Here is a 22,657-nt window from a genome sequence, read left to right on the forward strand (position 1 = left end):
GGCGCAAATCCAACGCCGGGCAAGCATCCGGATATGATCGCCGAGTCGGTATTCAACTCAGTACAACGGCGTGGGCAGATCGACCACATAAAGCATGTTCCGATCCACGCTGCCGTCGAACAGCTTCTTCTGCTCGACACCGCCGCTGCCATCGGGCGCGATGGCAAAGTCGTCGTCGTTGATGATGCCCAGATGGGTGGAATCGATCACCCACAGGCCTTCCATCTTGTCGTGCGGATAGTGCTGCGCGGCAATCGCGTCGTAGACAAGCGATTTCGTGGCCGGCTGAATGCTGTAGCTTGCCAGTTCCGCCCAGCCCGCGGCGAAGTTGCCATCGCTGCCCGCGTTCTTGATCACCTCTTCGAGCGTCTTGCCGTCGATCTCCAGTCCGTTCGTCGCGCTGACGCCAAACGCGGCATTGGCGGCCACCAGCGTCGTATTGCTGCGATCGACATTCGTCGCGCCAGTCAGATCAACTTTGTAGACATTCTTGCGAATCGCCCCGGTATCGATCCCGAAGAACTTGGTATCGCGTTCGACCATCAGGAAACTGGTCGCCGTCAGGGCGACGATCTCCGAATTCGCCAGTCCGGCGGCATCCTGCCGATACAGGTACTGGGCGGTCGCACCGGTCTCGATATTGATGGTCACGATGCGGGTGAGGTTGATGCTGCCCACGGCCGCCTTGCTCGGGTTGTACAGGTTGGACTGCATCACGCCGACCAGGGTCTTGCCGTCGGGCGTGATCGCGAGCCCTTCCATGCCACGATTGGGCCAGCGCGTGCTCAGTTCGGCCGGCAGCACACGACCGGTCCTGTTGCGCGGATCGGCCGCGAACGCGTTGATACGTTCGATCTCCTTGCCGTCGGCGGCAAAATGCACCATGTGCGGACCATATTCGTCGCTCACCCAGAAGCTGCCGTCGGCCATGGCGACCAGACCCTCCGGATCGAGACCGCTTTCGTCATAGCCGGCAATGCCGTCGCCGTCCGGATCAAGCGACACCACGCTCCCATCGAGCGCATAGGGCGTTTCACCCGTCGAACCGAAGCTGCTGTTGGGCAAACCGGTAATCGGCCGCCCTGCAGGGTCCTTGAGGAGAATACTGCGCACGAGTTTCACTTCACCCTTGCTGTCCAGTCTGAACAGGCCGATGCGAGGCGTGTAGTCCGGGGTGACGAAGATCTTCCCTGCCGGCACGACGCCGGCTGCGGTATCGGCGTTGGGGCCGCGATCGGTCAGCGCGTAGAAGTAGCCGTCCTTGTCGGGATGTCCCGCCATCGCCGAACCGAATCCGCCCTGGCGGATCTGGGTTGCCTCGGCATTGCCCACGGTCATGAGCAGTGAGTAAGGAAGCATGGTCCCCTCGAGGCCTGGATACTTGAACGCATCGGAATCCGAACCGCCAACACAGCCGCTCAGCACGAGACTGAGAACGAGGGGTGACAGGGCAAACGACAGATTGAGTTTCATGGCTGGGTATTCGCAGAAATATTTGGAAACAGCCATGAAGTCTATGCGCGGGGTATTTCGATCAGATGGCGGGAAGATGACGGTCGCGAGGGGAGGGCGCGACCATCGTCGCTACCAAAGCCGATACGGCACAGTCGTGGCGCGCGCCTCGGCAATTGCGGCCGACGATGAGCGCCGTCCCTCAATGGAGGACGGCTCACACAGCCAGCTCATGACTCAAGCGGCGTTCGGAAGCACACTAGCGGCCGGCACGCACCAGAAAGGGCAGATTGGCCGTGGCGGCCTTGCCTCGCGCATCCCGGACGGTGATGAACAGGCGGTAGGCACCGGGCTGTTTGGGTGCAAGGAAGCGGAACTGTCCACTGTCCGAGGCGAGCATCGCGACGTCGATGCGCGGGGGAACGGCTTCGTTGTCGCCGCCGAGACGCAGGTCGGTGGCTTCGGCCAGCACCTTCCACTCCGTACGCACGCGTTCGCCATCTGCGGTGCGCGCATCGACCCCGGCCGACACCATCTGACCGGGTACAAACACGTCTGCCGAGATGCCGATGCCGAGAATCGTCGGCGCAGGATGCTCGACCGGTCGTCCCCAGGCCAGTGCAAGCGCATCGGTCATTTCGGTCAGGCTGCCGTCGGCAAGCAACAGACCGTGCCAGGTTTCGGTCTGTTCCTGCTTGGCCCCCCACAGAAAAGGAAATACGCCGCGCACCTGCGGCTGTCCGCGCAGGCTGGCCAGCGCGTCCCGAAAGAACGCCGCCTTCTCCCGACTGCTCAGTTCTACCGGCGCACCCCAGGGTTTGCGCCCGGCCTGCCACTGCCCCAGCGGACCGAGCTCGGCGACAACCACCGGTTTGGCAATGCCCGCACTGCGCAGGCGTTGAGCGAGATCGAACACTGCACCGGCGTAGACGTTGATGCCGAGCAGATCGACATGGGCACAGCAGTCCGCGAGCAGCTTCAGGCGCTCGAGGCTGGTATCGCCGACGACCATCATTGTCGCGTGATCGGGGTCGATCGACTTGATCATCGCCGCCAGCCGGTCGATTTCGCGCCAGACCGGTAGCGGGTCGGCTTCGCCGGTCTCGACCTCGTTGCCAACGCCCCACGCAAGGAGCGCAGGATGGCTGCGATAGCGCGTCACGAACCTGCGGATAGCATCTTCCTGTGCCCGCCTTGCCGCCTCGCTGTCGAGCCGGAAACCGTGACGCGGGTGCCCGACCCACAGACCCATCACCACCTTGAGGCCGAGCTTTTGCGCCTCGTCCAGCACCCATGCATCGGATTCGCGATAGACACGGACGACCTTCGCCCCGGCCGCGGCGAGTTGCACCAGCGCGGCCTGATCCCCCTCGAACGCGGCACCCTGCCATTGTTCGGCCGCCGAATGCGCGAGGCCCGGGAGCATCGCAATCGCGGCCGACATCAATAAGCGTGCGGTGAAGTATCGGCAGCCAACGGATAAGTTGCGCAGGTACAGCATGAGAGCCTGGATCGGAGGTGTCTGGCTCTCGGACAGCTGCTTCGATCCGAGGTTCGAAAAACCCCGGGCGCAGGTGCATGTAAAAAGGCGCCAGTCCTTGCGGCTGACGCCCTGATCGGCATCTCCGGCTGTAACGGCAATGCCGCAGCCGGAATCAAGGATTACTTCAGCACTGCCAGCGCGGCGGCATAGTCCGGCTCGTTCTTGATCTCGGACACCAGTTCGGAATGGATCACCTTGTTGTCGGCATCGAGCACGACCACGGCGCGCGCCGTCACGCCGGCGAGCGGGCCCGAGGTGATGGCAACACCGTAGTCGGTGGCGAAGCCCGGGTTGCGGAAGGTCGACAGCGTTTGCACATTATCGAGGCCTTCGGCGACGCAGAAGCGCTTGGCAGCGAAGGGCAGGTCGGCGGACACGACCAGCACCACCGTATTGTCCAGACTGCCGGCTTCGGCATTGAACTTGCGCGTCGACGTCGCGCAGGTCGGCGTATCCAGGCTGGGAACGATGTTGAGCACCTTGCGCTTGCCGGCGAAGGCATCGAGTCCGACATCCTTGAGATCCGCCGCGGTCAGGCTGAAAGCGGGTGCCGTCGCACCAGTCTGCGGAAAGCTGCCGGCAACATCGATGGCGTTTCCGCCCAGGGTGACTGTACTCATGTTCAGATTCTCCAATAGGGTAAGGCTGCCGCGCTCATGTATCGGCGAAGGTCAGCGGGTGTAATAGCCTACACCAACCAGCTTGCCGTCGACGGCACGGAAGAATGTGTGCTTGCTTTCCACCTTGGCGGTTGTCGGATTGCGCCAGGCGTAGTCGAGTTCGCCACGACCATTCTTCTGCGCAATATTGATCATGTCGCTGATGACCGCCTTGCCCTTGGGGTCGCGCAGTTCGCGCCCATCGCGCCCAACCAGTGCAGGACTGGCGCCGTGTGAGAGAAACCTGCCGTCGGCCATATTCACCACGAAGACATACAGATCGTCCCGGGTGAATCTGCCGCCCACGTTCTGGAATTCGTTCATTGCGCCACCGCTGTCCGCGGCCAGTGCCTCCACCGCCCGATCGAGCAGCTGCCGCGCCTGCTCGGCAGACGCGCGTGGCGAGTAGAAACCCACCGCCACGATGATGTCGCGCACCTTGCGGAACAGCGTCACCTTCGGCTCCTCGCGGCTCTCTACCGGATTGAGCCAGCGATATTCGACCCGACCGACATGGTCTGTTGCTGCCTTGTCGAGCATCTCGCGGAAGAAGGGCTTGCCCGTTGCATCGACTTCGGCAGCGACATTGCGCCCGATCAGCGCCGCCGAAGACCCCCCGCTCGCCAGAAAGCGTCCATCCGAGGCGAGCGCGAACACATACAGATCACCGTCGACGAAGGTACCCTGGCGGCTGAAATCGCTCAGCGCATCCGGCCCCCCTGCTTCGACATGCCTGACCGCGCGCGCGAGCAAGGCGGTGGCCCGCTTCTCATCCCAGCGCTCGGACAGTCTGACGGTCTCGGTCTTCTGGGCAAATACAGGGGCCGCTGCGGCGCCGCCCAATACGAGCACCAGCGCGAGACCGACGGCTTTTCGGGCACGGACGAACATCGACATCTCCTGACTTTTTGAACACACGACCAACAAGATAAGAAAGTTTGCCGCCGATGTCGAGCACCACCAGCGGCAAGTTGCGTGTGCAGCGCGTGCTCAGCCCCTCAGCCCGCAAGGACCTCGCGCGAGGTCAGGGTGTACCTGAAAGCAGCAGGATCCAGGCTGTCGAAACGCCCCGCATCGTTCTCGCCCTGCGGATACATCAGGAAAGGCAGCACCGGCCCGGCACTGCCCGGCAACTTGACGTCGTGGCCGAAGTTGTAGGCCAGCCAGTTGGTTTCCCACGCGCCGAACAACTGTTTGCGTGCCGCGACCACCTTGGCATCGTCCAGCGCAAGCTTGCCGGGCGGTTCTTCGAGCACGACCTTGCGCACATCCGCAGGGTCGACCGGCACCCAGCCAAAACGCGACAGAAAGACCTCGGCGCGGCAGTGCTGCGCCTTCGACACATCACCGCTCTTGCCCAGGCTCTTGTAACCGAAACGCGAGTCGGCCACCCGTACGCCGTAGACATCGCGTGACGGCAGTCCGGCCGCGCGCGCCAGGCCGACATACAGGGTATTGAGATCGGCGCACTTGCCCGACAGATCGCGGGTTTCAAGCATGGTGCGAATGTCGCCGATACCGCAGCCGCGGGTCTTAGGATTGCGGAAGGTGTTGTCCACGACCCACTCGTAGATCGCACGCGCCTTGTCCTCGTCGGACTTAGCGCTGCGCGTAATCTCGAGCGCGGTATCGCGCACGATACCGTCGGTCGGCAGCAGTGCGGTCGGACGCGTATAGAGCTCGAACTCGGCATCTGCCAGCTTGACCGGATTGGCTGCCGGGCGGCTGAAGTCGATGGCACGGTCGCGGGTGGCGAAACGGCTGACGACTTCGAGCACGGGGTCGACAGTGTCCGCCGCCCATTCCGCGTACAGCATGGAGGCGCCATAAACCGGGTCGGTCGCCACCCGCATTACGCTGGCATTACCCTGCCAGATATTGCCCATGGGGCGAAACCACGCGGCTGCATCAACAGAGGGCAGCGGCACCCAGGCACGCAGAACCCCGCCAGCCTGTTGCGGTTCGACGCGGCTGGTCAGTTCGAAGGTACGCCAGCCGGCCTCGGGCGAAGGCGCAAAGACGGATGCGGGCACGCCCGCCCGTGCGGCCCAAGCGGGAACGGCCAGCGATGCGGCAAGGGCAGTGGTCTTGAAGAAGTTGCGACGGTTCATTGTGTCTATCCTCTCAGTTCGGAATGGTTTGGTGTCTCATGCCGGCAGCCTCGAAAACACGGGCACGAACGGCAGCGCTGCGCCAGTCGGCCTCGCCACGCACATAGGCGCGTGGGCGGTGATCAGCGTCGAGCACGAAGGTGGTGGGAATGGTGCGAACGCCCCATTGGCGGGAAATCGCCTGGTCCGGATCGGCGATCACGGTCAGGTTTTCCATCAGGTAATCGTCTAGGAAACGGTGTGTGTCGGCAGCACGGTCGGCCACGGCCACCGTCAGCAAGGCGATGCCCGGCTCGCGCTCGTCGAGTTCAACCAGCGCCGGCATCTCGTCGCGGCAGGGTCCGCACCAGCTCGCCCAGAAATTGACCAGAACCGCCTTGCCACGGAATTTCTCGAGTGCGGCGCTCAGGGCGGCGGGCGGCGGAGCCAGTTGCCCGACCGGCTCGAAGCCCTCGGCCAACGCCCCCGCGGGCAGTGCGAGGATGGCACCGGCCAGCAGGACCACCCGTCGCATGTGGAGCCCGAGAATCACCGCGACCGTTCCCGCACCGCTGTGGTGGGGCACGCCTTTCGACGCGCTGCCGCAAAGACGATGGAAGGCTTGGCGCCAGGCGCGGCGCGAGCGCGGACACGCCCGCTATGGGCGACCAGTGAAAGGACCATATTGTCGCTCCCGATTTTTCGCTTTCTGCACCGGTGCGGGAAGCCGCCGGTACCTTGTGTGTCGACCCGGGGGCCGACGATGGGATGGCAGTGCACAGACCGCCGTTTGCGGACGAACCCGTCGTCCAGGCTTCATTCTAGGAGATTGGACGGCAGACGGGGCAGGGATCCGTGCCCGGACCACCTGCCCCGATCATGCACACGCCACCCTCAGGCGGCAGGCATCATGCCCGTCGCATCGCGCGCAACTTGGCGACACGCTCCGCAGTGGCGGGGTGCGTGGAAAACAGCCCGCGCAAGCCGCCACCGGACAGCGGGTTCATGATCATCATCTGCGCGGTCTCGGGATGCGCCTCGGCCGCATGCATCGGAATCCCGCGCGCGTAGGCGTCGATCTTGGTCAGCGCGCTGGCGAGCGCATCGGGATCGCCGGAGATCTCGGCACCACCGCGATCGGCACCGAACTCGCGGGTGCGACTGATCGCCATCTGGATGAGCATGCCGGCAATCGGCGCCATCAGCATGACGATGATCGACACGATCGGATTCGGACGGTCTTCACCATCGCGCGATCCGCCGAAGAACATGCCGAACTGCGCAAGCGAGGAAATCGCGCCGGCCACGGTGGCCGAAATCGTGGAGATCAGGATGTCACGGTTCTTCACGTGTGCCAGTTCGTGCGCCATCACACCGCGCAGCTCGCGCTCGGAGAGCATGCGGATGATGCCCGAGGTGGCCGCCACCGCGGCATGGTCGGGGTTACGGCCGGTGGCAAAGGCGTTGGGCTGGTCCTCGTCGATGATATAGACCTTGGGCATGGGCAGGCCGGCGCGCCGCGCCAGATCGCCCACCATGTTGTAGAGATAGGGCGAAGTGCTCTCGTCGACCTGACGGGCGTTGTACATCTTGAGCACGGCCTTGTCGGAGAACCAGTAGGCCCACAGGTTCATGCCACCGCCCAGCAGCAGGGCGATGAGCATGCCCTGCTGGCCGCCGATGGCACCACCGACGACGCCGAACAGGGCAACGATGCCAGCCATCAGGATGGAGGTCTTGATCCAGTTTCCAAACATTGTTCGTGTTCCTTCAGAACGTTGGGGTTGCGCGATACGTGGGGCCAAACCTCGAAAAATCAAGCAGCTGCCGGATTCTCCAGGCTAAACGTTTCACCCGCATTGACTGCGAAACCGCGCAGGAATTCCCCGGCCCCCATCCGTCGGCTGCCGGAACGCTGCAATTCGGTAAAGCACAGCGCGCCATCGCCACAGGCAACCACCACACCGGCCTCATCGGCCTGGAGCACCTCGCCAGGCACACCTTGGGCATCGACGATCCGTGCCGACCACAACTTGATCAGGTTGCCGCGCAGATGCCCGACTGCGCCCGGAAACGGATTGAATGCGCGCACCGCACATTCGATGTCGCGCGCCGGACGCCGCCAGTCGATCTCGGCATCGTTGCGGCCGATCTTGCTCGCATAGGTGACGCCGTCGAGCGGCTGCACTTCGGCGACCAGCCCGCCCGCGGGCAACAGGCGCAGGGCCTCGACGATACTGGTCGCGCCCAGTTCGGCCAGCTTGTCATGCAGGCTGCCGGTGGTATCGTCCGCCGCAATGGACAACGCATGCCGCATCAGCATCGGCCCGGTGTCCAGCCCCTCATCCATCTGCATGATGGTGATGCCGGTCTCGCGGTCCCCAGCTTCGATCGCGCGGTGAATCGGTGCCGCGCCGCGCCAGCGCGGCAGCAGGGACGCATGAATGTTGAGACAGCCCAGACGCGGCAGTTGCAGCACCGCCGGCGGAAGGATCAGGCCGTAGGCCGCCACCACCAGCACATCCGGCGTGCTCGCGGCCAGACGTGCGCGCTGCTCGACGGTACGCAGACGCTCGGGCTGATCGACCTCGATCCCGTGCTTGAGCGCAATCTGCTTGACCGCACTCGGGGTCAGTTTCATGCCACGGCCAGCCGGTCGATCAGGCTGTGTGAGTACCAGCGGCACATCGAAACCGGCGTCGATGATCGCCTCGAGCGCGCGTGCAGCAAACGCCGGCGTACCGGCAAAGGCAACGCGCAATGGTGTGTTCATTGTCATCGGTATCGTGGGTCCGGCGCGATCACGCGGTAATGCGGGCTTTCTTGGCCAGGCGGTTCTTGATCCGGGAAAGCTTGAGCTGAGACAGGTATTCGACGAACACCTTGCCATCGAGGTGATCCAGTTCATGCTGGATACACACGGCAAGCAGGCCTTCGGCCTCGAGCTCGAACGCTTCGCCGTTTTCATTGAGCGCCTTCACCTTGACCCGTTCGGCACGAGTCACCTTCTCGTAGATGCCGGGAACCGACAGGCAGCCCTCTTCGCACACCTGCTCGCCGCTGCGTTCGACGATCTCGGCATTGATGAACACCATCAGTCCGCTCTGGTCCTCGCTGACGTCGATCACGACCACGCGCTTATGCACATCGACCTGCGTGGCGGCCAGACCGATGCCGGGCGCCTCGTACATGGTCTCGGCCATATCCCTGACCAGCTGACGGATGGAATCGTCCACGACGGCAACCTTGGCCGCGCGTGTATGAAGACGGGGATCGGGAAAACGGAGTATAGGAAGTAGAGCCATAAATGCTTGCCGCGATAAGCCTTTAAGTGCAGAATTTCAAGCGCTTTGACATGAATGACCATGTGCTGCGCCTGACGTCGTGTTGGGGTATGAATACTTCGACGCTCGCCAGCCACTAGCGTTCCGAGCCGGCCTGCGCCGTCCCGCATCAACTGGAAGCGAGCAATGATACGAATTATATTCCCTCTCATCGTCTGCATTGCGACCCTCGTCAGCAACACGGCTGCCGCACAGGGCGCCGAGCTTGCCGACGACGCCCCGGACTCATACACCGTGGTCAAGGGCGACACGTTGTGGGGTATCTCCGGGCGCTTCCTCAAACAGCCCTGGCGCTGGCCGGAAGTCTGGCGCATGAACCGCGACCAGATCCGTAACCCGCATCTGATCTATCCCGGCCAGATCGTGCATCTCGATCGCAGCGGTCCGTGGCTGAGCATCGGCAAGCGCATCGGTACCGAGAAGCTCTTCCCGCAGGTCTATGAGGAATCGATCGCGAATGCGCTGCCCAGCATTCCGCTCAACGTGATCGAGCCCTTCCTGAACAAGCCGCTGGTCGTGGACGAGGCCCGCCTGCAGGGTGCGGCAACCATCGTCGCCACCGATGTGAGCCGGGTGTTCATGGCCACCGGCGATACGGTCTTTGCCAAGAACGTGCGTGAGGACGCTGACGTCTGGCAGATCTTCCGCCCGGTCACACCGATGAAAGATCCGATGACGGGCGAGATCATCGCCTACGAAGCGGCCTACCTCGGTGCGGCGCGGGTCACCGAGCACACCAATCCTGCAACGCTGGAAATCGTCGATGCGGTCGAGGAAATCGGCGTGGGCGACCTGATGCTGCCGAGCGAGCGTCCGAACGTCTTCTCCTATGTTCCGCACGCGCCGGAGAATGCCGTCGATGGGCGCGTCATGTCGATCTATCGCGGCGTCACCGAAACCGGCAAGCTCAATGTGATTGCGCTCAACGTCGGCGAACGCGACGGTATCGAGCGCGGCCATGTGCTGGCGCTGTATCGCAATCGCGGCATCGCCGAATATAAGGACGATGACGGCAAGGAGACCTTCCAGTTGCCCGAGAAACGGTACGGACTGGTGTTCGTATTCCGTACTTTCGATCGCGTCTCCTACGCGCTGGTGATGGATTCCGACGGTACGGTCACCATCGCCGACGGCGTCCGCAAGCCCTGAGTCAGACCTCACCCGCGGCAGATACCGAAGCACTCGCCGCTTGGCTGCGACTGGCGCTGGCGCCCGGACTGGGCGCCGATCGTCAGCGCCGGCTGCTGGCCGCATTCGGGCTGCCCGGCGGGATCTTCTCCCGCGACCGCAGTGCCATCGCCAGCGTCGTCGGTCACGAGGCTGCGGACATCGTCCTCGCACCACCCGACAGGCAGGCCATCGAATCGGCCATTTCATGGAGCGCGGAAGCCGGAAATTGCATCCTGACCCTGGCCGACAGCGACTATCCCCAAGCGCTGCTCGACATCGCCGATCCACCTGTCGTGCTCTACGTCAAGGGCAATCTGGCCCTGCTCAACCGCCCTGCGCTTGCAGTCGTGGGTGCGCGCTCCGCCACCGCCTAGGGCATGGCGAATGCCGAGGCCTTCTCCCGTAGCCTGAGCGATGCGCATCTCACCATCGTCAGCGGGCTCGCCCTCGGTATCGACGCGGCGGCACATCGCGGCGCATTGTCAGGGAGTGACGGTGGCACGATCGCCGTCATCGGTACCGGCGCCGATCGCATCTACCCGTCGGGCAATGCCGCACTGGCGCGCGATATCGCGGCCAATGGCGCAATCGTCAGCGAATTCGCGCTCGGTACGCCGCCACTGCGCCATAACTTCCCGCGCCGCAATCGCCTGATCGCGGGCCTCAGTCACGGCGTGCTGGTGGTCGAAGCCGCCATTGGCAGTGGATCGCTGATCACGGCCCGTCTCGCAACCGAGAGCGGGCGCGAAGTCTTCGCCATACCGGGTTCCATCCACTCGCCGCTGGCAAGAGGCTGTCACCGCCTCATCCGCGACGGCGCCAAGCTGGTTGAAACCGCCGAAGACGTGCTCGAGGAGTTGCGCGGACGAATGGGTGCTATGCCGCCCATTGCACGCCCGAAAACCGGAAACGACACCCGGAGCGACCCGGAAATTCCCCTGCAGCAGGGGTTTGCACTCGATGCCGATACGCAGAACGTGCTCGCTGCGCTGGGTGACGAAGCGCTCGATATCGACAGTCTTGCCTTGCGCTGTGGCTTGACGGTCGATGCGCTGTACGCCATCCTGCTGCCCATGGAACTGGCGTCACTGATCAGCCGTCTGCCCGGTGGCCGGTTCCAGCGCCTCCACAGAAAGGGAGCGCCCGCTCGGGCCTAGTGCCCGGCGTTCGCGAAGGTCGCCGTGTGCGGCCGTTTGAATCGTCAGGCTCATTCCGGGAGGTCATCATGTTCGACGTTCTTGTATACCTCTTCGAAAGCTATATCCACGCCGATGCCTGCCCGGCCACCGATCAGCTCGCACGCAAGCTGTCGGCTGCCGGCTTCGAGGACGAGGAAATCAACGAAGCGCTCGACTGGCTTGCCGGTCTGCGCCGCGTGACCGAAGCCACCGAACCCTGCACTGCACCCACTGCCGGTTCGATCCGCATCTATGCCGACGAAGAGATTGCGCATCTCAATCCCGAATGCAGGGGATTCATCGCCTTTCTCGAGGCGGCAGGCGTGCTCGATGCCGGCAAGCGCGAATTGATCGTCGAGCGTGCCATGGCCCTGGGTGACTTCAACATCACGTTGAACCGGCTCAAGGTCATCGTGCTGATGGTGCTGTGGCAGCAGGAGCACCCGGTGGATGGATTGATCATCGACGAACTGCTTTCGGGCGACGATGAAGACTATCAACCGGTATTCCATTAAGCGCGCATTGCATCCAGATCGCTTGCAAGTCTTCCGGCGGCGTCTTTATCATCCGCCGCTCTACAACCTATCGGACGGACACCTTTCCGGGTGCTCCGCAGCGGCCAAGCCGGCATGAGCAAGCAACTAATCATCGCGGAAAAACCCTCCGTCGCGCAGGATATCGCCCGCGCGCTGGGTGGCTTCACCAAGGAAAAGGACTACTTCGAATCGGAAGAGTATGTCCTGTCTTCGGCTGTGGGCCACCTCCTCGAACTGGCGGTACCCGAGGAATACGAGGTCAAGCGTGGCAAATGGACGTTTGCCCATCTGCCGGTGATTCCGCCGCATTTCGCGATCAAGCCGATCGAGAAGACAGAGGATCGCCTCAAGCTGCTGACGCGACTGATCAAGCGCAAGGATGTCACCGGCCTCATCAACGCCTGTGACGCGGGACGCGAAGGCGAACTGATCTTCAACTTCATCGCCCAGCATGCGGGCACCGGCAAGCCGATGCAGCGCCTGTGGCTGCAGTCGATGACGGCGAACTCGATCCGCGACGGTTTTGCCAACCTGCGTGCGGCACGCGATGTCGAAGGACTACGCAATGCCGCCATCTGCCGCGCCGAAAGCGACTGGCTGATCGGCATCAACGGCACCCGAGCGATGACCGCGTTCAACTCCAAGACCGGTGGCTTTCATCTCACCACGGTCGGCCGCGTGCAAACGCCGACGCTGGCCATCGTCGTCGAACGTGAAGACCGCATCCGCAAGTTCAAACCGCGCGACTACTGGGAGCTCGAGGCCACCTTCGGCTGCAAGGCCGGCGAATACACCGGGCGCTGGCTCGACGAGAAGTTCAGGAAGGTCGAGGGCGACGAGCACGCCAACGCGCACCGGCTGTGGGATGCGGCCAGCGCCGAGGCCATCCGCGCCAAGTGCGAAGGCAAGCCTGGCCAGGTCAGTGAAGAGGCCAAGCCGTCCACCCAGCTGTCGCCGATGCTGTTCGATCTGACCAGCCTGCAGCGCGAAGCCAACGGCCGTTTCGGCTTCTCCGCCCGCGTCACGTTGCAGCTTGCGCAGGCCCTGTACGAAAAGCACAAGGTGCTGACCTACCCGCGTACCGATGCGCGCGCGTTGCCGGAAGACTACGTCGGCACCGTGCCCGAGGTGATGAAGGGCCTGCCGATCGAATATGCCCCCTTCGCCAACGAGATTGCGAGAAAGGGCTGGGTCAAGCCGAACAAGCGCATCTTCAACAACGCCAAGATTTCCGACCACTTCGCCATCATTCCCACCGGCGCGGCGCCGAAGTCGCTGTCCGAAGCCGAACAGAAGATCTACGATCTGGTCACCCGCCGTTTCCTGGCCGTGTTCTACCCGGCCGCCGAATACCAGATCACCACCCGCATCACCCGCGTCGAGGGCGAAGCCTTCAAGACCGAGGGCAAGGTCCTGGTCAATGCCGGCTGGCTTGCCGTCTATGGCAAGGAAGGCACCTCCGACGAAGGTGGCAAGGACAGCAAGGAAGGCGGTGGCGCCCAGCTGGTCGCCGTGCAGCCCAACGAGACCGTGTCCACCGAGGACATCCTGGTCAAGGCCTTGCAGACCAAGCCGCCCGCGCGCTTCAACGAAGCGACGCTGCTGTCGGCGATGGAGGGCGCGGGCAAGATGGTCGACGACGAGGAACTGCGTGCCGCCATGGCCGACCGCGGCCTGGGTACGCCAGCGACACGGGCGCAGATCATCGAAGGCCTGATCGCCGAGCAGTACATCCACCGTGACGGCCGCGAGCTGATTCCCAGCGCCAAGGCCTTCTCGCTGATCACGCTGCTCAAGGGCCTCGGCGTGTCGGCGCTGACCTCTCCCGAACTGACCGGTGGCTGGGAACACAAGCTGTCGCGCATGGAACGTGGCGAGCTGTCGCGCGAAGCCTTCATGAACGAAATCGCCGAGATGACGCGCGAAGTCGTCGAGCGTGCCAAGCGCTTCGAGTCCGATACCGTGCCGGGCGATTTCGTCACCCTGGCCACACCGTGCCCGAAATGCGGCGGTGTGGTGAAAGAGAACTACAAGAAATTCGCCTGCCAGTCGTGCGACTGGAGCACCTGGAAGATCGTTGCCGGGCGCCAGTTCGAGATCGAAGAAATCGAAACCCTGCTGCGCGAAGGCAAGGTCGGGCCGCTGCTCGGCTTCCGCAACAAGATGGGGCGCCTGTTCAACGCCGACATCGTGCTCAACGAAGACAAGCAGCCCACGTTCGACTTCGGCCAGCCCAAGGAAGGCGAGGACGCCGAACCGGTCGATTTCTCCGCGCAGGTGAGTATCGGCAGTTGCCCGAAATGCCAGTCACGCGTGTTCGAGCACGGCATGGCCTATGTGTGCGAGAAATCCGTCGGACCGGGCAAGAGCTGCGATTTCCGCTCCGGCAAGGTCATCCTGCAGCAGCCGATCGAACGCGAGCAGATGAGCAAGCTGCTGACCGAAGGCAAGACCGAACTGCTCAAGGGCTTCGTATCCGCGCGCACGCGACGCAAGTTCTCCGCTTACTTGGTGCGCGGAAAGGACGGCAAGGTGGGCTTCGAATTCGAGGCCAAGGCACCGAAAGCCGGTACGGCGAAGACTGCGGCAAGCAAGGCCGCCGCCACCAAGGCTAGCGCCTCAGAAACTGCCGACGACAGTGAGGCAGCTGCGAAAAAACCCGCGCCGCGCAAGCGCGCAACCAAGAAATCCGCCTGACCAGACAGTCCCGTGACCAGAGGCGCCCAAGGGCGCGTGACGGTCGCGGGACAGCTCGCTGCATCCGGACTTGGCGGTTCGCCACGATCAGTCGCGGTTCCTTGATAGAATCGTGCCTGTTCCCGCCTCGCCCCATCGGGCCGGCGGCTTTGTTTTTTGCGGATCTCCCATGGCCGATACCCCCTTCCCGCCCGAATTGCTGCGCGATGTCCAGAAGCGCCGTACCTTCGCCATCATTTCCCACCCTGACGCCGGCAAGACCACGCTGACCGAAAAGCTGTTGCTGTTCGGCGGTGCGATCCAGCTCGCCGGCACGGTGAAGGCGCGCAAGTCGGCGCGCCACGCCACCTCCGACTGGATGGAAGTGGAAAAACAGCGCGGCATTTCGGTCACCAGCTCGGTGATGCAGTTCGAGTACCAGGGCAACACCATCAACCTGCTCGACACCCCGGGCCACGAAGACTTCTCGGAAGACACCTATCGCGTGCTGACCGCAGTCGATGCGGCGGTGATGGTGATCGACGCCGCAAAGGGGGTGGAAGCGCAGACGATCAAGCTGCTCGATGTCTGCCGCCTGCGCAACACGCCGATCATCACCTTCGTCAACAAGATGGACCGCGAAGTGCGCGAGCCCTTCGAGCTGCTGTCCGAGATCGAGGACGTACTCAAGATCCAGTGTGCGCCGGTAAGCTGGCCAATCGGCATGGGCAAGGCCTTTCGGGGCGTCTACCACCTGCTCAACGACGCCGTGCTGCGTTTCACCTCGGGCGAAGAGAAGCGCAGCGACGCCGAGGTCATCAAGGACATCAACAACCCGCTGCTCGACGAGTTGTTCCCGATGGAGATCGGCCAGGTGCGCGAAGCGGTCGAACTGCTCAACGATGCCTCGCCCCCGTTCGAACTCGAAGAATTCCTCGCCGGTCGCCAGAGCCCGGTGTTCTTCGGCTCCGGTATCAACAACTTCGGCGTGCAGGAGATCCTGCAGGCGCTGATCGACTGGGCACCGCCGCCGCAACCGCGCGACGCCGGCAAGCGCATGGTCGAGCCGGCCGAAGCGCCATTCACCGGCTTCGTGTTCAAGATCCAGGCCAACATGGACCCGAAGCACCGCGACCGCATCGCCTTCTTCCGCATCTGCTCCGGCCGCTACAGCTCGGGCATGAAAGTGAAGCATGTGCGCGCCGGACGCGACATGAAGCTGGCCAATGCGCTGACCTTCATGGCCAACGAGCGCGTGCTCAAGGACGACGGCGTCGCCGGCGACATCATCGGCATCCACAACCACGGCCAACTGCAGATCGGCGACACCCTGACCGAAGGCGAGGTCCTCGGCTTCAAGGGCATTCCCTATTTTTCGCCGGAAATGTTCCGCGCCGCACGCCTGCGCGATCCGCTCAAGTCCAAGCAGCTGCAGAAAGGCCTGCAGGAGCTCGGCGAGGAGGGCGCCATCCAGGTATTCGAGCAGGAAGGCGGCCAGATGCTGCTCGGCGCCGTCGGTCAGCTGCAGTTCGAGGTCGTCGCCCAGCGCCTGAAGGACGAGTACAAGGTCGATGCGATTTTCGAGTCGGCCGACATTCACACCGCACGCTGGCTGACCTTCCCTGACGATCTCACACGACGCAATTTCGAATACGAGCAGGCCATGCGCCTGGGCAAGGACGTGGACGGCAACATCGTCTATCTCGCCACCAGCCGCTACAACCTCGCTGTGACCATGGAAAAGTGGCCGAAGGTCGGCTTCCACGCCACCCGCGAGCACGGCCAGGTGCTCGCCTGAGGCCGAACGCCGGCTGAACGATGCAGGCGCCCGAGCAGCACGATACCCGCCGCCTCGGGCGCATCATGTCCTGGCTTGCCGCGTTCGCCCTGCTGGGCGTGCTGTGGCTGTTCTTTGCCGACCAGGTCGAGCGCAGGCTCAATCCCAACCGCAATGTCGAAATCGTGCCAGGCAGCGGCGAGCTCGTACTGCAGCGCAACCGCATGGGGCATTACATCGCCCCCGGCACCATCAACGGTCAGCCGGTCTCTTTCCTGCTGGACACCGGCGCCACCCAGGTCTCCATTCCGGCCCGCCTGGGGCCCGTCCTGGAGCTGCAACCCGGCTCGCCAGCGCAGGTATCGACTGCCAACGGCAACATCACCGTACGCATGACCGTCATCGACGAACTGGTGCTCGGTCCCTTCGTCGTCCGCCAGATCCGCGCCAACCTCAATCCAGGCATGACCGACGAACAAATCCTGCTTGGCATGAACGTGCTCAGGCATCTCGAATTCGTTCAGCGCGGCGACACGCTGATCCTGCGGGCGCCGCGCTGATCATCCGTCGCACCTGCCTGCCTTACGGTCACCGCACCTGAGTGCCATTGTCAGTCGCTTGCCCACGCGTCAATGGCGACCTCAGGACAGCCCGCTGAGGCGATTAGCCAGCAGTATCCACCCCCCGGCCTGTGAGCTCGTAATCGAGGCCGCCTGCGGGGCTGAATCGGCGTATCGCGCCTCCTTTGCCGATCCGGCAACTCGGTGCCCTGCTTCCATCCTTTCAACAGGCATCCCCAGGTGCGTGGCCCACGTCCCCATCGCATCCGCACATGCTGCAACGGCGTCTGTATAAGCTGTTATTCACACCCGGTGCAGATTGTGGACAAGTCGGGAAAACGTGCGAGGCGGAAATTTCATCAACAAATGACCCTGTCGTTTACCAGGGTGCTGTACACACGTTTACGAGTCATTCAAATATATGTTTTCAAAACGTAAAATACGGTTATCCACAGATTTATGGTCACTATTATCTTTATAGTCTTTTAAATCTTTAAATACTGTGTACACCCAGAACACAGGCAAAAAAATGCCGCCGCATACGCGACGGCACCTTCTACCAGGCACTTACACCGTCGAGCAGAATCAGAACGGCGGATCGCCTGCAGCCGACTGCGTCACGACCGACGAGTGCGTTTCCGTAGTGGCTTCCTGCTTCAGTTCCCCACCCAGGGCCTCGACGACAGCCGGCAGCAACAGGCTCAGTTCGCCAGTCATCAAGGCGAACTCCGCATTGAAGAGTGCCTCTGCGTCTTCGGCCTGGCCGTCGATCTGGTCGCGCACCACATCGAGGAAATCGATGCGCTTGATCTCGAGTTTGTCGGTGAGCACGAAGCTCACCCGGTCGTCAAAGGTCAGGGCCAGACGCGTAGGCAGCTTGCCGGCTTCGAGATGGCCCTTGATTTCGTCGCCTTCCAGGGGGTGACGGACATAGCGCACGGCCGCCTTGTCTTCGGTGATCGAACGCAATTCGCAGTCCTGATCGATGCTGAAACCGGCCGGGGCCTCGTTACCGGCCAGCCAGTCGGCCATCGCCGACACCGGCGAGCGCTCGGTACGCACCAGCGTCAGCGGGAAGCTGTCGAGGCTGTGGCGCAGTTCCTCGATGACGTCCTCGGCCCTGGCTTGACTCGGTGCATCTACTGCCAGCCAGCCGCCAACCGGGTCGATCCAGGCATGAAGACGACGGCGACGAGTGAAGGCGCGCGGCATCAGTTCCTGCGTGACCTGCTCGCGCAAGTCCTTCATCTGTTTGCGTCCGAGCTTGAACCCCTGTTGCTCGGCCATCTCTGCGGCACGTTCTTCGGCTTCCTGCTTGACGACGGCAGAGGGCAGCAGGCGATGCTCGAACCCCAGCGCGATCAGCCACTGACCGCCGACTGCGTGCACCAGCACCTCGTTACCGAGCGGCGACAGCCAGCCACGACTTTCCATGTCCTGGCTGCCGCAGGGGTGAAAAGGCTTCTTGGCCAGTTGCTCTTCGAGCTTGTCGACATTCATGTCCCACCCCACGGGCAGGCGATACAACTGCAGGTTCTTGAACCACATGATTTATTTCCCGATGTAAACGAAAAGGCGCCCGCCGCGCATGCAACGGGCGCCGGACAAGAAAGACTTACTGCAAACGACCCGATTCGGCGATCATGCGGATCACCTTCATGGTGTCGATGTCGGATTGATGATAGGCCGAACGAACGATATCGGCATATTTCGCCTCTTCGCTTCCGTTTGCCTCCGGCAGACTGGTGGAATACACGAAACGAAGAAACAGCAGGCCGGCTTCGGGCTCTTCGATACGGATCATGAGCTTGCCGCCGGCATGGTCGGCCGTTGCTTCGGATTCGAAGCTGATCCACTCGAGTTCGCGAAAGCACACCCTGTCGCGAATCTGGACCTGGCCGAAGTTGAGCTCACGAATGAGTTCGTCCTCGTTGCGTTCGAGAATGGTGCAGCTTTCGAGGCCGGGCAGAAAGGGCCGAGAATCCTCCGCGCGGCACAGCAGGCCGAACCAGACCTCCTCCCTGCTGAGGACCGTAAGAAGGGGATTGCCGGGATCGTTGACCTCGATCAGGTGTTCAAATTTCAAAGACAGTCTCCATGGCCGGTCACCCCTGCAGTTTACCCCGAGCGGGTGGTCGTCGCAGCCGGGGCCTGTCGGGGAGATCGGATGAAGCGCTGGCGCCATCCGCGATACCATGCCAGCCATGCAAATCGAACGACTTCTCCATTCCCAGGGTTTCGGCAGCCGCAAGGAATGCCGTGCCCTCATTCGTGCCGGCCATGTCAGTGTGGCCGGCGTTCCCTGTGAAGACCCCTTTGCCGATTTCGAAGCCGGCAGCACCGACGGTGCGCCGGGGATCGAATTCAGTGTTGGCGATCAATCCTGGCGTTATCGTGCCGAAGCCTACCTGGTGCTGCACAAACCGGCGGGCTACGAATGTTCTCTGAAACCGACTTTCCATCCGTCGGTGTTCAAGCTGTTGCCGCCGCAGATGCTGTTGCGCGGTGTGCAATGCATCGGCCGGCTCGATCAGGACACCACCGGCCTGCTGCTGTTCTCCGACAACGGCCAGTTCATCCATCACTGGAGTTCGGGCAAGAAGCGCACGCCGAAAGTCTATGAGGTCACGCTCAAGCACGAAGTCACGACCGAACTGATCGCAGCGCTGCTCGCCGGCGTGCAGATGCACGACGAACCTGCTCCGGTGGCGGCTACCGCCTGCGTCCAGACCGGCACGCATAACCTGCAGCTCACCCTGTGCGAGGGCAAGTACCACCAGGTCAAGCGCATGATCGGCGCAGCCAGCAATCGCGTGGAGGCCCTGCACCGAAGCCGGGTGGGCGGACTTGAACTGGATCCGCAACTGGCGCCCGGCCAATGGCGCTGGCTCGAAAAGGACGATCTCGATCGACTCTACGATCACGCCTGACCGGCGTGTGAGGGATCCGAAATGGCAGCGTCAGACGGCTGCGATTTCGGATCCAAGGTTGACGGTTGTTTTGTTGTTTACTTCTTTAAATATAAAGATAAAGAAGTAAACACTGCCCCGGAATCTGTGGATAACTCGCCTATCGCTTGTTGCAGCGCCGCATTCAAGGTCTGATAAACGAGTTGATAAACCCATGAATGTGTTGTGCATGAATTGTCCATGGTTTCTTCGACGATTGCCTTTTGTCCCCTTGTTCACAAGCTCTGCCGCCTTCATCCACCGACTTGTTCACTTTCATGACCGATAAGCCCGGCCTTTTCCGCCCTGACTACGAGATCTTTTGTCAAGTTGTGGATAACTTTGGGGATATCGGCGTGTGCTGGCGTCTTGCACGCTCGCTGGTCTCCGATCACGGTCTGTCGGTGAGGCTCTGGGTGGATGACTGGGCAGCGTTTTCACGCCTGTGTCCGTCGCTGTGCGCCGCAACAGACCAGGCGCAAATCGAGGGTGTCGACATCCGCCGCTGGGCCGAACCCTTCGCGGCGGTGGAACCGGCAAGGGTGGTCGTCGAAGCATTCGCCTGCACGCTGCCGCCGAACCATGTCGACGCCATGGCGGCCATGCAGACACCGCCGGTGTGGATCAATCTCGAGTACCTGTCGGCCGAGCCCTGGGTCGCGGGCTGCCATGGGCTGGCTTCGCCCCATCCGGTACTGCCACTGACCAAGTACTTCTTCTTTCCCGGCTTTGACGCGGGTTGTGGCGGTCTGCTGCGTGAGTCTGCCCTGCTCGCGCAGCGCGATCGATGGCGGCTCGACGTCGGGCGTGATCGATGGCTGGCTGAACGCGGTATTGCCGCGCCGGCAGCGGGCACGCGGGTGATGTCGATGTTTGCCTATGAGCAGCCGCAACTGGGCGCGCTGCTCGCGCAGTGGGCTGCAGGAAGCACGCCGATCCTGTTGCTGGTGCCGGAAGGGCGGGTGCTGGGCGATGTTGCGCGCGCATTCGGCGAAGCGCTGCTCGAGGCCGGGGCCGAGCGCCGCATGGGCAATCTGTCGCTGGCCGTGCTGCCCTTCTCCGATCAGCTCGGCTACGACCAGCTGCTGTGGGCTTGCGATCTCAATTTCGTCCGCGGCGAGGACTCCTTCGTCCGTGCGCAGTGGGCTGCCTCGCCCTTCGTGTGGCACATCTACGCGCAGGAAGACGATGCCCATGTCGGCAAACTTGATGCTTTTTTGCAACGCTACGGCAAGGGCCTCGACACCGGATCGATTGCCGCGCTGAAGGCCTTCTCACACGCCTGGAACGGGCGTGGATCGCTGGCCGAGGCATGGCCTGCGTTCGAAGCGGCCATGCCCGGGCTTGCTGCGCATGCGCGGAAATGGACCGAAGAACAGGCGGCCATGACCGACCTTGCCAGCAATTTGACGCAATTCTGCAACCACATCCGCGCCGTCCGGGGGTAGAATCGCGCGCTTTCGTATCGGGTTTGCGGCTTCGGTCGCGCCGCATCAAGTTCAGGACACAGCATGAAAACCGCACAGGAACTCCGCTCGGGCAACGTCATCATGGTCGGCAGCGACCCGCTGGTGGTACAGAAATGCGAGTACAACAAGTCCGGCCGCAACGCTGCGGTCGTGAAGATGAAGCTCAAGAACCTGCTGACCGGCGCGCCGTCGGAGTCGGTTTACAAGGCTGACGACAAGTTCGAAGTGGTCCAGCTCGACCGCAAGGAAGTGACCTACTCCTACTTCGCCGACCCGATGTACGTGTTCATGGACGCCGACTACGAGCAGTACGAAGTCGAGGCCGAGAACATGACCGATGCGCTCAAATACCTCGAAGACGGCCTCGCCTGCGAAGTCGTGTTCTACAACGGCAAGGCGATCTCGGTCGAACTGCCCAATAGCGTGGTGCGCGAAGTCACCTACACCGAACCCGCCGTCAAGGGCGACACCTCGGGCAAGGTCATGAAGCCGGCCACGATCGGCACCGGTTTCGAACTGCCGGTTCCGGCCTTCGTCGAAATCGGCGACAAAATCGAAATCGATACCCGCACCGACGAATACCGCGCTCGTGTGAAGTAATCTGCAAGATCGACAACAGGGGCCCCGACGGGCCCCTTGCTTTTACGCTATACGGGAAGTATCTGACAGTATTTTTCTGTCGGACGGCGCAAACTTGATTTTGCCCAAAAGCAAGAGAACACAAAGATGAAAACCGTGCTGGTCGCAATGACCACTGCAAGTGTGCTGCTTCTGTCCGGCTGCAGCGAGAAGACACCGGCGGAAAAGGCTCAACAGTCGGCAAGCGAAGCGATGTCTGCAGCCAAGGAAGCAGTCCAGAAGGCAGGTGAGGCCGCTGTGAAAGCGGGCGAAGCCGGCAAGGCCGCGCTCGAAGCGGCCACCGATACGGCCGGTGAAAAGATCGACGAGGGAAGCGAGAAGGCGGAGGAGATGGCCCAATCCGCCGGGGAAAGCGCGATCGACGCCAAGGAAGCGGCCGAAAACGCCGCCCGCCGTATTGCCGATGCCACCCGTGAAGCCGCAATGAAGATCAAGGATGCGGGCAAGGACGTGGTGGACGCTGTGCGCAACAAGGGCGAAGACAAGCCGGAAGAAGTGACCCAGTCACCGAAGTAATCCTGTTCGGAAGTGCGCTATTCCCGTTTGACCGCGTGAATAGCTTGGGCACCAGAGCTGAAGTGCATGGATTGGTCGGGCGGATGGTTTTTCTTCCGTC

At 62.6% G+C, this 22,657-nt stretch carries 20 protein-coding genes and 1 pseudogene; 10 read left to right on the forward strand and 11 right to left on the reverse strand.

Annotated elements, in window-relative coordinates:
- Positions 1-57 precede the first annotated feature (57 nt).
- The 9 genes from J5J83_RS15455 to def all read right to left on the reverse strand — a co-directional run bounded on the left by J5J83_RS15455 (position 58) and on the right by def (position 9,049).
- Entirely contained in the window at positions 58-1,509 is a 1,452-nt protein-coding gene (locus tag J5J83_RS15455; RefSeq protein WP_212350640.1) for an esterase-like activity of phytase family protein, read from the reverse strand.
- Positions 1,510-1,711: 202 nt separating this feature from the next.
- Positions 1,712-2,896 (reverse strand): glycoside hydrolase family 2 TIM barrel-domain containing protein, encoded by a 1,185-nt coding sequence (locus tag J5J83_RS15460; RefSeq protein WP_212350642.1) that lies wholly within the window; start codon positions 2,894-2,896, stop codon positions 1,712-1,714.
- Positions 2,897-3,114: 218 nt separating this feature from the next.
- Positions 3,115-3,615, reverse strand: a complete 501-nt coding sequence (gene tpx / locus J5J83_RS15465) for a thiol peroxidase (RefSeq protein WP_212350644.1) — start codon at positions 3,613-3,615, stop codon at positions 3,115-3,117.
- A 51-nt stretch (positions 3,616-3,666) separates the two neighbouring features.
- Positions 3,667-4,545 (reverse strand): cache domain-containing protein, encoded by an 879-nt coding sequence (locus J5J83_RS15470; protein ID WP_212350646.1) that lies wholly within the window; start codon positions 4,543-4,545, stop codon positions 3,667-3,669.
- A gap of 107 nt (positions 4,546-4,652) precedes the next feature.
- Entirely contained in the window at positions 4,653-5,765 is a 1,113-nt protein-coding gene (locus tag J5J83_RS15475; protein ID WP_212350648.1) for a transglutaminase domain-containing protein, read from the reverse strand.
- Positions 5,766-5,778: 13 nt separating this feature from the next.
- Entirely contained in the window at positions 5,779-6,330 is a 552-nt protein-coding gene (locus J5J83_RS15480; RefSeq protein ID WP_349251902.1) for a TlpA disulfide reductase family protein, read from the reverse strand.
- A 322-nt stretch (positions 6,331-6,652) separates the two neighbouring features.
- Complete coding sequence (gene htpX, locus J5J83_RS15485; RefSeq protein WP_212350650.1) at positions 6,653-7,501, reverse strand: zinc metalloprotease HtpX; 849 nt, start codon at positions 7,499-7,501, stop codon at positions 6,653-6,655.
- A 59-nt stretch (positions 7,502-7,560) separates the two neighbouring features.
- The gene (gene fmt / locus J5J83_RS15490; RefSeq protein ID WP_212350652.1) at positions 7,561-8,517 is read right to left on the reverse strand and encodes a methionyl-tRNA formyltransferase; all 957 of its coding nucleotides are present in this window, start codon (positions 8,515-8,517) and stop codon (positions 7,561-7,563) included.
- Positions 8,518-8,545: 28 nt separating this feature from the next.
- A complete protein-coding gene (gene def, locus J5J83_RS15495) occupies positions 8,546-9,049 on the reverse strand; it encodes a peptide deformylase (protein WP_212350654.1) in 504 nt (167 codons plus the stop codon).
- A 165-nt stretch (positions 9,050-9,214) separates the two neighbouring features.
- On the opposite strand from def, the gene J5J83_RS15500 reads away from it, so the two are divergent.
- The 6 genes and pseudogenes from J5J83_RS15500 (at position 9,215) to J5J83_RS15525 (ending at position 16,985) form a co-directional block, all read left to right on the forward strand.
- A complete protein-coding gene (locus J5J83_RS15500) occupies positions 9,215-10,237 on the forward strand; it encodes a LysM peptidoglycan-binding domain-containing protein (RefSeq protein WP_212350656.1) in 1,023 nt (340 codons plus the stop codon).
- Positions 10,234-11,415 (forward strand): annotated as a pseudogene (dprA, locus tag J5J83_RS15505) (DNA-processing protein DprA). The gene J5J83_RS15500 and the pseudogene dprA overlap by 4 nt, the downstream one beginning before the upstream one ends.
- Before the next feature lie 68 nt (positions 11,416-11,483).
- Positions 11,484-11,951 carry a DUF494 domain-containing protein gene (locus J5J83_RS15510; protein ID WP_212350658.1) on the forward strand — a complete coding sequence of 156 codons (468 nt, stop codon included), beginning with the start codon at positions 11,484-11,486 and terminating at the stop codon, positions 11,949-11,951.
- Between the two features lie 114 nt (positions 11,952-12,065).
- The gene (locus J5J83_RS15515) at positions 12,066-14,669 is read left to right on the forward strand and encodes a DNA topoisomerase III (protein ID WP_212350660.1); all 2,604 of its coding nucleotides are present in this window, start codon (positions 12,066-12,068) and stop codon (positions 14,667-14,669) included.
- A gap of 169 nt (positions 14,670-14,838) precedes the next feature.
- Positions 14,839-16,446, forward strand: a complete 1,608-nt coding sequence (locus tag J5J83_RS15520) for a peptide chain release factor 3 (RefSeq protein ID WP_212350662.1) — start codon at positions 14,839-14,841, stop codon at positions 16,444-16,446.
- Between the two features lie 20 nt (positions 16,447-16,466).
- Positions 16,467-16,985 (forward strand): TIGR02281 family clan AA aspartic protease, encoded by a 519-nt coding sequence (locus J5J83_RS15525; protein WP_212350664.1) that lies wholly within the window; start codon positions 16,467-16,469, stop codon positions 16,983-16,985.
- Positions 16,986-17,570: 585 nt separating this feature from the next.
- On the opposite strand, the gene J5J83_RS15530 is transcribed toward J5J83_RS15525, so the two are convergent.
- Both J5J83_RS15530 and J5J83_RS15535 read right to left on the reverse strand, forming a co-directional pair.
- Positions 17,571-18,533 carry a recombination-associated protein RdgC gene (locus tag J5J83_RS15530; protein WP_212350666.1) on the reverse strand — a complete coding sequence of 321 codons (963 nt, stop codon included), beginning with the start codon at positions 18,531-18,533 and terminating at the stop codon, positions 17,571-17,573.
- A gap of 67 nt (positions 18,534-18,600) precedes the next feature.
- Positions 18,601-19,071, reverse strand: coding sequence for an SRPBCC family protein (locus J5J83_RS15535; RefSeq protein ID WP_212350667.1), 471 nt, complete (start codon positions 19,069-19,071; stop codon positions 18,601-18,603).
- A gap of 109 nt (positions 19,072-19,180) precedes the next feature.
- Between J5J83_RS15535 and J5J83_RS15540 the strand changes: the two genes are divergently transcribed.
- From J5J83_RS15540 to J5J83_RS15555, 4 genes are all read left to right on the forward strand, one after another.
- A complete protein-coding gene (locus J5J83_RS15540) occupies positions 19,181-19,915 on the forward strand; it encodes a 16S rRNA pseudouridine(516) synthase (RefSeq protein ID WP_212350669.1) in 735 nt (244 codons plus the stop codon).
- Between the two features lie 296 nt (positions 19,916-20,211).
- Positions 20,212-21,381 (forward strand): elongation factor P maturation arginine rhamnosyltransferase EarP, encoded by a 1,170-nt coding sequence (gene earP, locus J5J83_RS15545; RefSeq protein ID WP_212350671.1) that lies wholly within the window; start codon positions 20,212-20,214, stop codon positions 21,379-21,381.
- A 63-nt stretch (positions 21,382-21,444) separates the two neighbouring features.
- Positions 21,445-22,002, forward strand: a complete 558-nt coding sequence (gene efp / locus J5J83_RS15550) for an elongation factor P (RefSeq protein ID WP_212350673.1) — start codon at positions 21,445-21,447, stop codon at positions 22,000-22,002.
- Between the two features lie 126 nt (positions 22,003-22,128).
- Positions 22,129-22,557, forward strand: coding sequence for a hypothetical protein (locus J5J83_RS15555; protein ID WP_212350675.1), 429 nt, complete (start codon positions 22,129-22,131; stop codon positions 22,555-22,557).
- Positions 22,558-22,657 lie beyond the last annotated feature (100 nt).

This window comes from Azoarcus sp. L1K30, from assembly GCF_018122735.1.
Lineage (GTDB): Bacteria > Pseudomonadota > Gammaproteobacteria > Burkholderiales > Rhodocyclaceae > Parazoarcus.

Bases quoted from the DNA above. Each gene is read 5' to 3' on its own strand.
- J5J83_RS15455 (WP_212350640.1), bottom strand. From the start codon at position 1,509: ATGGCTGTTTCCAAATATTTCTGCGAATACCCAGCCATGAAACTCAAT.
- J5J83_RS15460 (WP_212350642.1), bottom strand. From the start codon at position 2,896: ATGTCGGCCGCGATTGCGATGCTCCCGGGCCTCGCGCATTCGGCGGCC.
- tpx (WP_212350644.1), bottom strand. From the start codon at position 3,615: ATGAGTACAGTCACCCTGGGCGGAAACGCCATCGATGTTGCCGGCAGC.
- J5J83_RS15470 (WP_212350646.1), bottom strand. From the start codon at position 4,545: ATGTTCGTCCGTGCCCGAAAAGCCGTCGGTCTCGCGCTGGTGCTCGTA.
- J5J83_RS15475 (WP_212350648.1), bottom strand. From the start codon at position 5,765: ATGAACCGTCGCAACTTCTTCAAGACCACTGCCCTTGCCGCATCGCTG.
- htpX (WP_212350650.1), bottom strand. From the start codon at position 7,501: ATGTTTGGAAACTGGATCAAGACCTCCATCCTGATGGCTGGCATCGTT.
- fmt (WP_212350652.1), bottom strand. From the start codon at position 8,517: ATGAACACACCATTGCGCGTTGCCTTTGCCGGTACGCCGGCGTTTGCT.
- def (WP_212350654.1), bottom strand. From the start codon at position 9,049: ATGGCTCTACTTCCTATACTCCGTTTTCCCGATCCCCGTCTTCATACA.
- J5J83_RS15500 (WP_212350656.1), top strand. From the start codon at position 9,215: ATGATACGAATTATATTCCCTCTCATCGTCTGCATTGCGACCCTCGTC.
- J5J83_RS15510 (WP_212350658.1), top strand. From the start codon at position 11,484: ATGTTCGACGTTCTTGTATACCTCTTCGAAAGCTATATCCACGCCGAT.
- J5J83_RS15515 (WP_212350660.1), top strand. From the start codon at position 12,066: ATGAGCAAGCAACTAATCATCGCGGAAAAACCCTCCGTCGCGCAGGAT.
- J5J83_RS15520 (WP_212350662.1), top strand. From the start codon at position 14,839: ATGGCCGATACCCCCTTCCCGCCCGAATTGCTGCGCGATGTCCAGAAG.
- J5J83_RS15525 (WP_212350664.1), top strand. From the start codon at position 16,467: ATGCAGGCGCCCGAGCAGCACGATACCCGCCGCCTCGGGCGCATCATG.
- J5J83_RS15530 (WP_212350666.1), bottom strand. From the start codon at position 18,533: ATGTGGTTCAAGAACCTGCAGTTGTATCGCCTGCCCGTGGGGTGGGAC.
- J5J83_RS15540 (WP_212350669.1), top strand. From the start codon at position 19,181: ATGCCAGCCATGCAAATCGAACGACTTCTCCATTCCCAGGGTTTCGGC.
- earP (WP_212350671.1), top strand. From the start codon at position 20,212: ATGACCGATAAGCCCGGCCTTTTCCGCCCTGACTACGAGATCTTTTGT.
- efp (WP_212350673.1), top strand. From the start codon at position 21,445: ATGAAAACCGCACAGGAACTCCGCTCGGGCAACGTCATCATGGTCGGC.
- J5J83_RS15555 (WP_212350675.1), top strand. From the start codon at position 22,129: ATGAAAACCGTGCTGGTCGCAATGACCACTGCAAGTGTGCTGCTTCTG.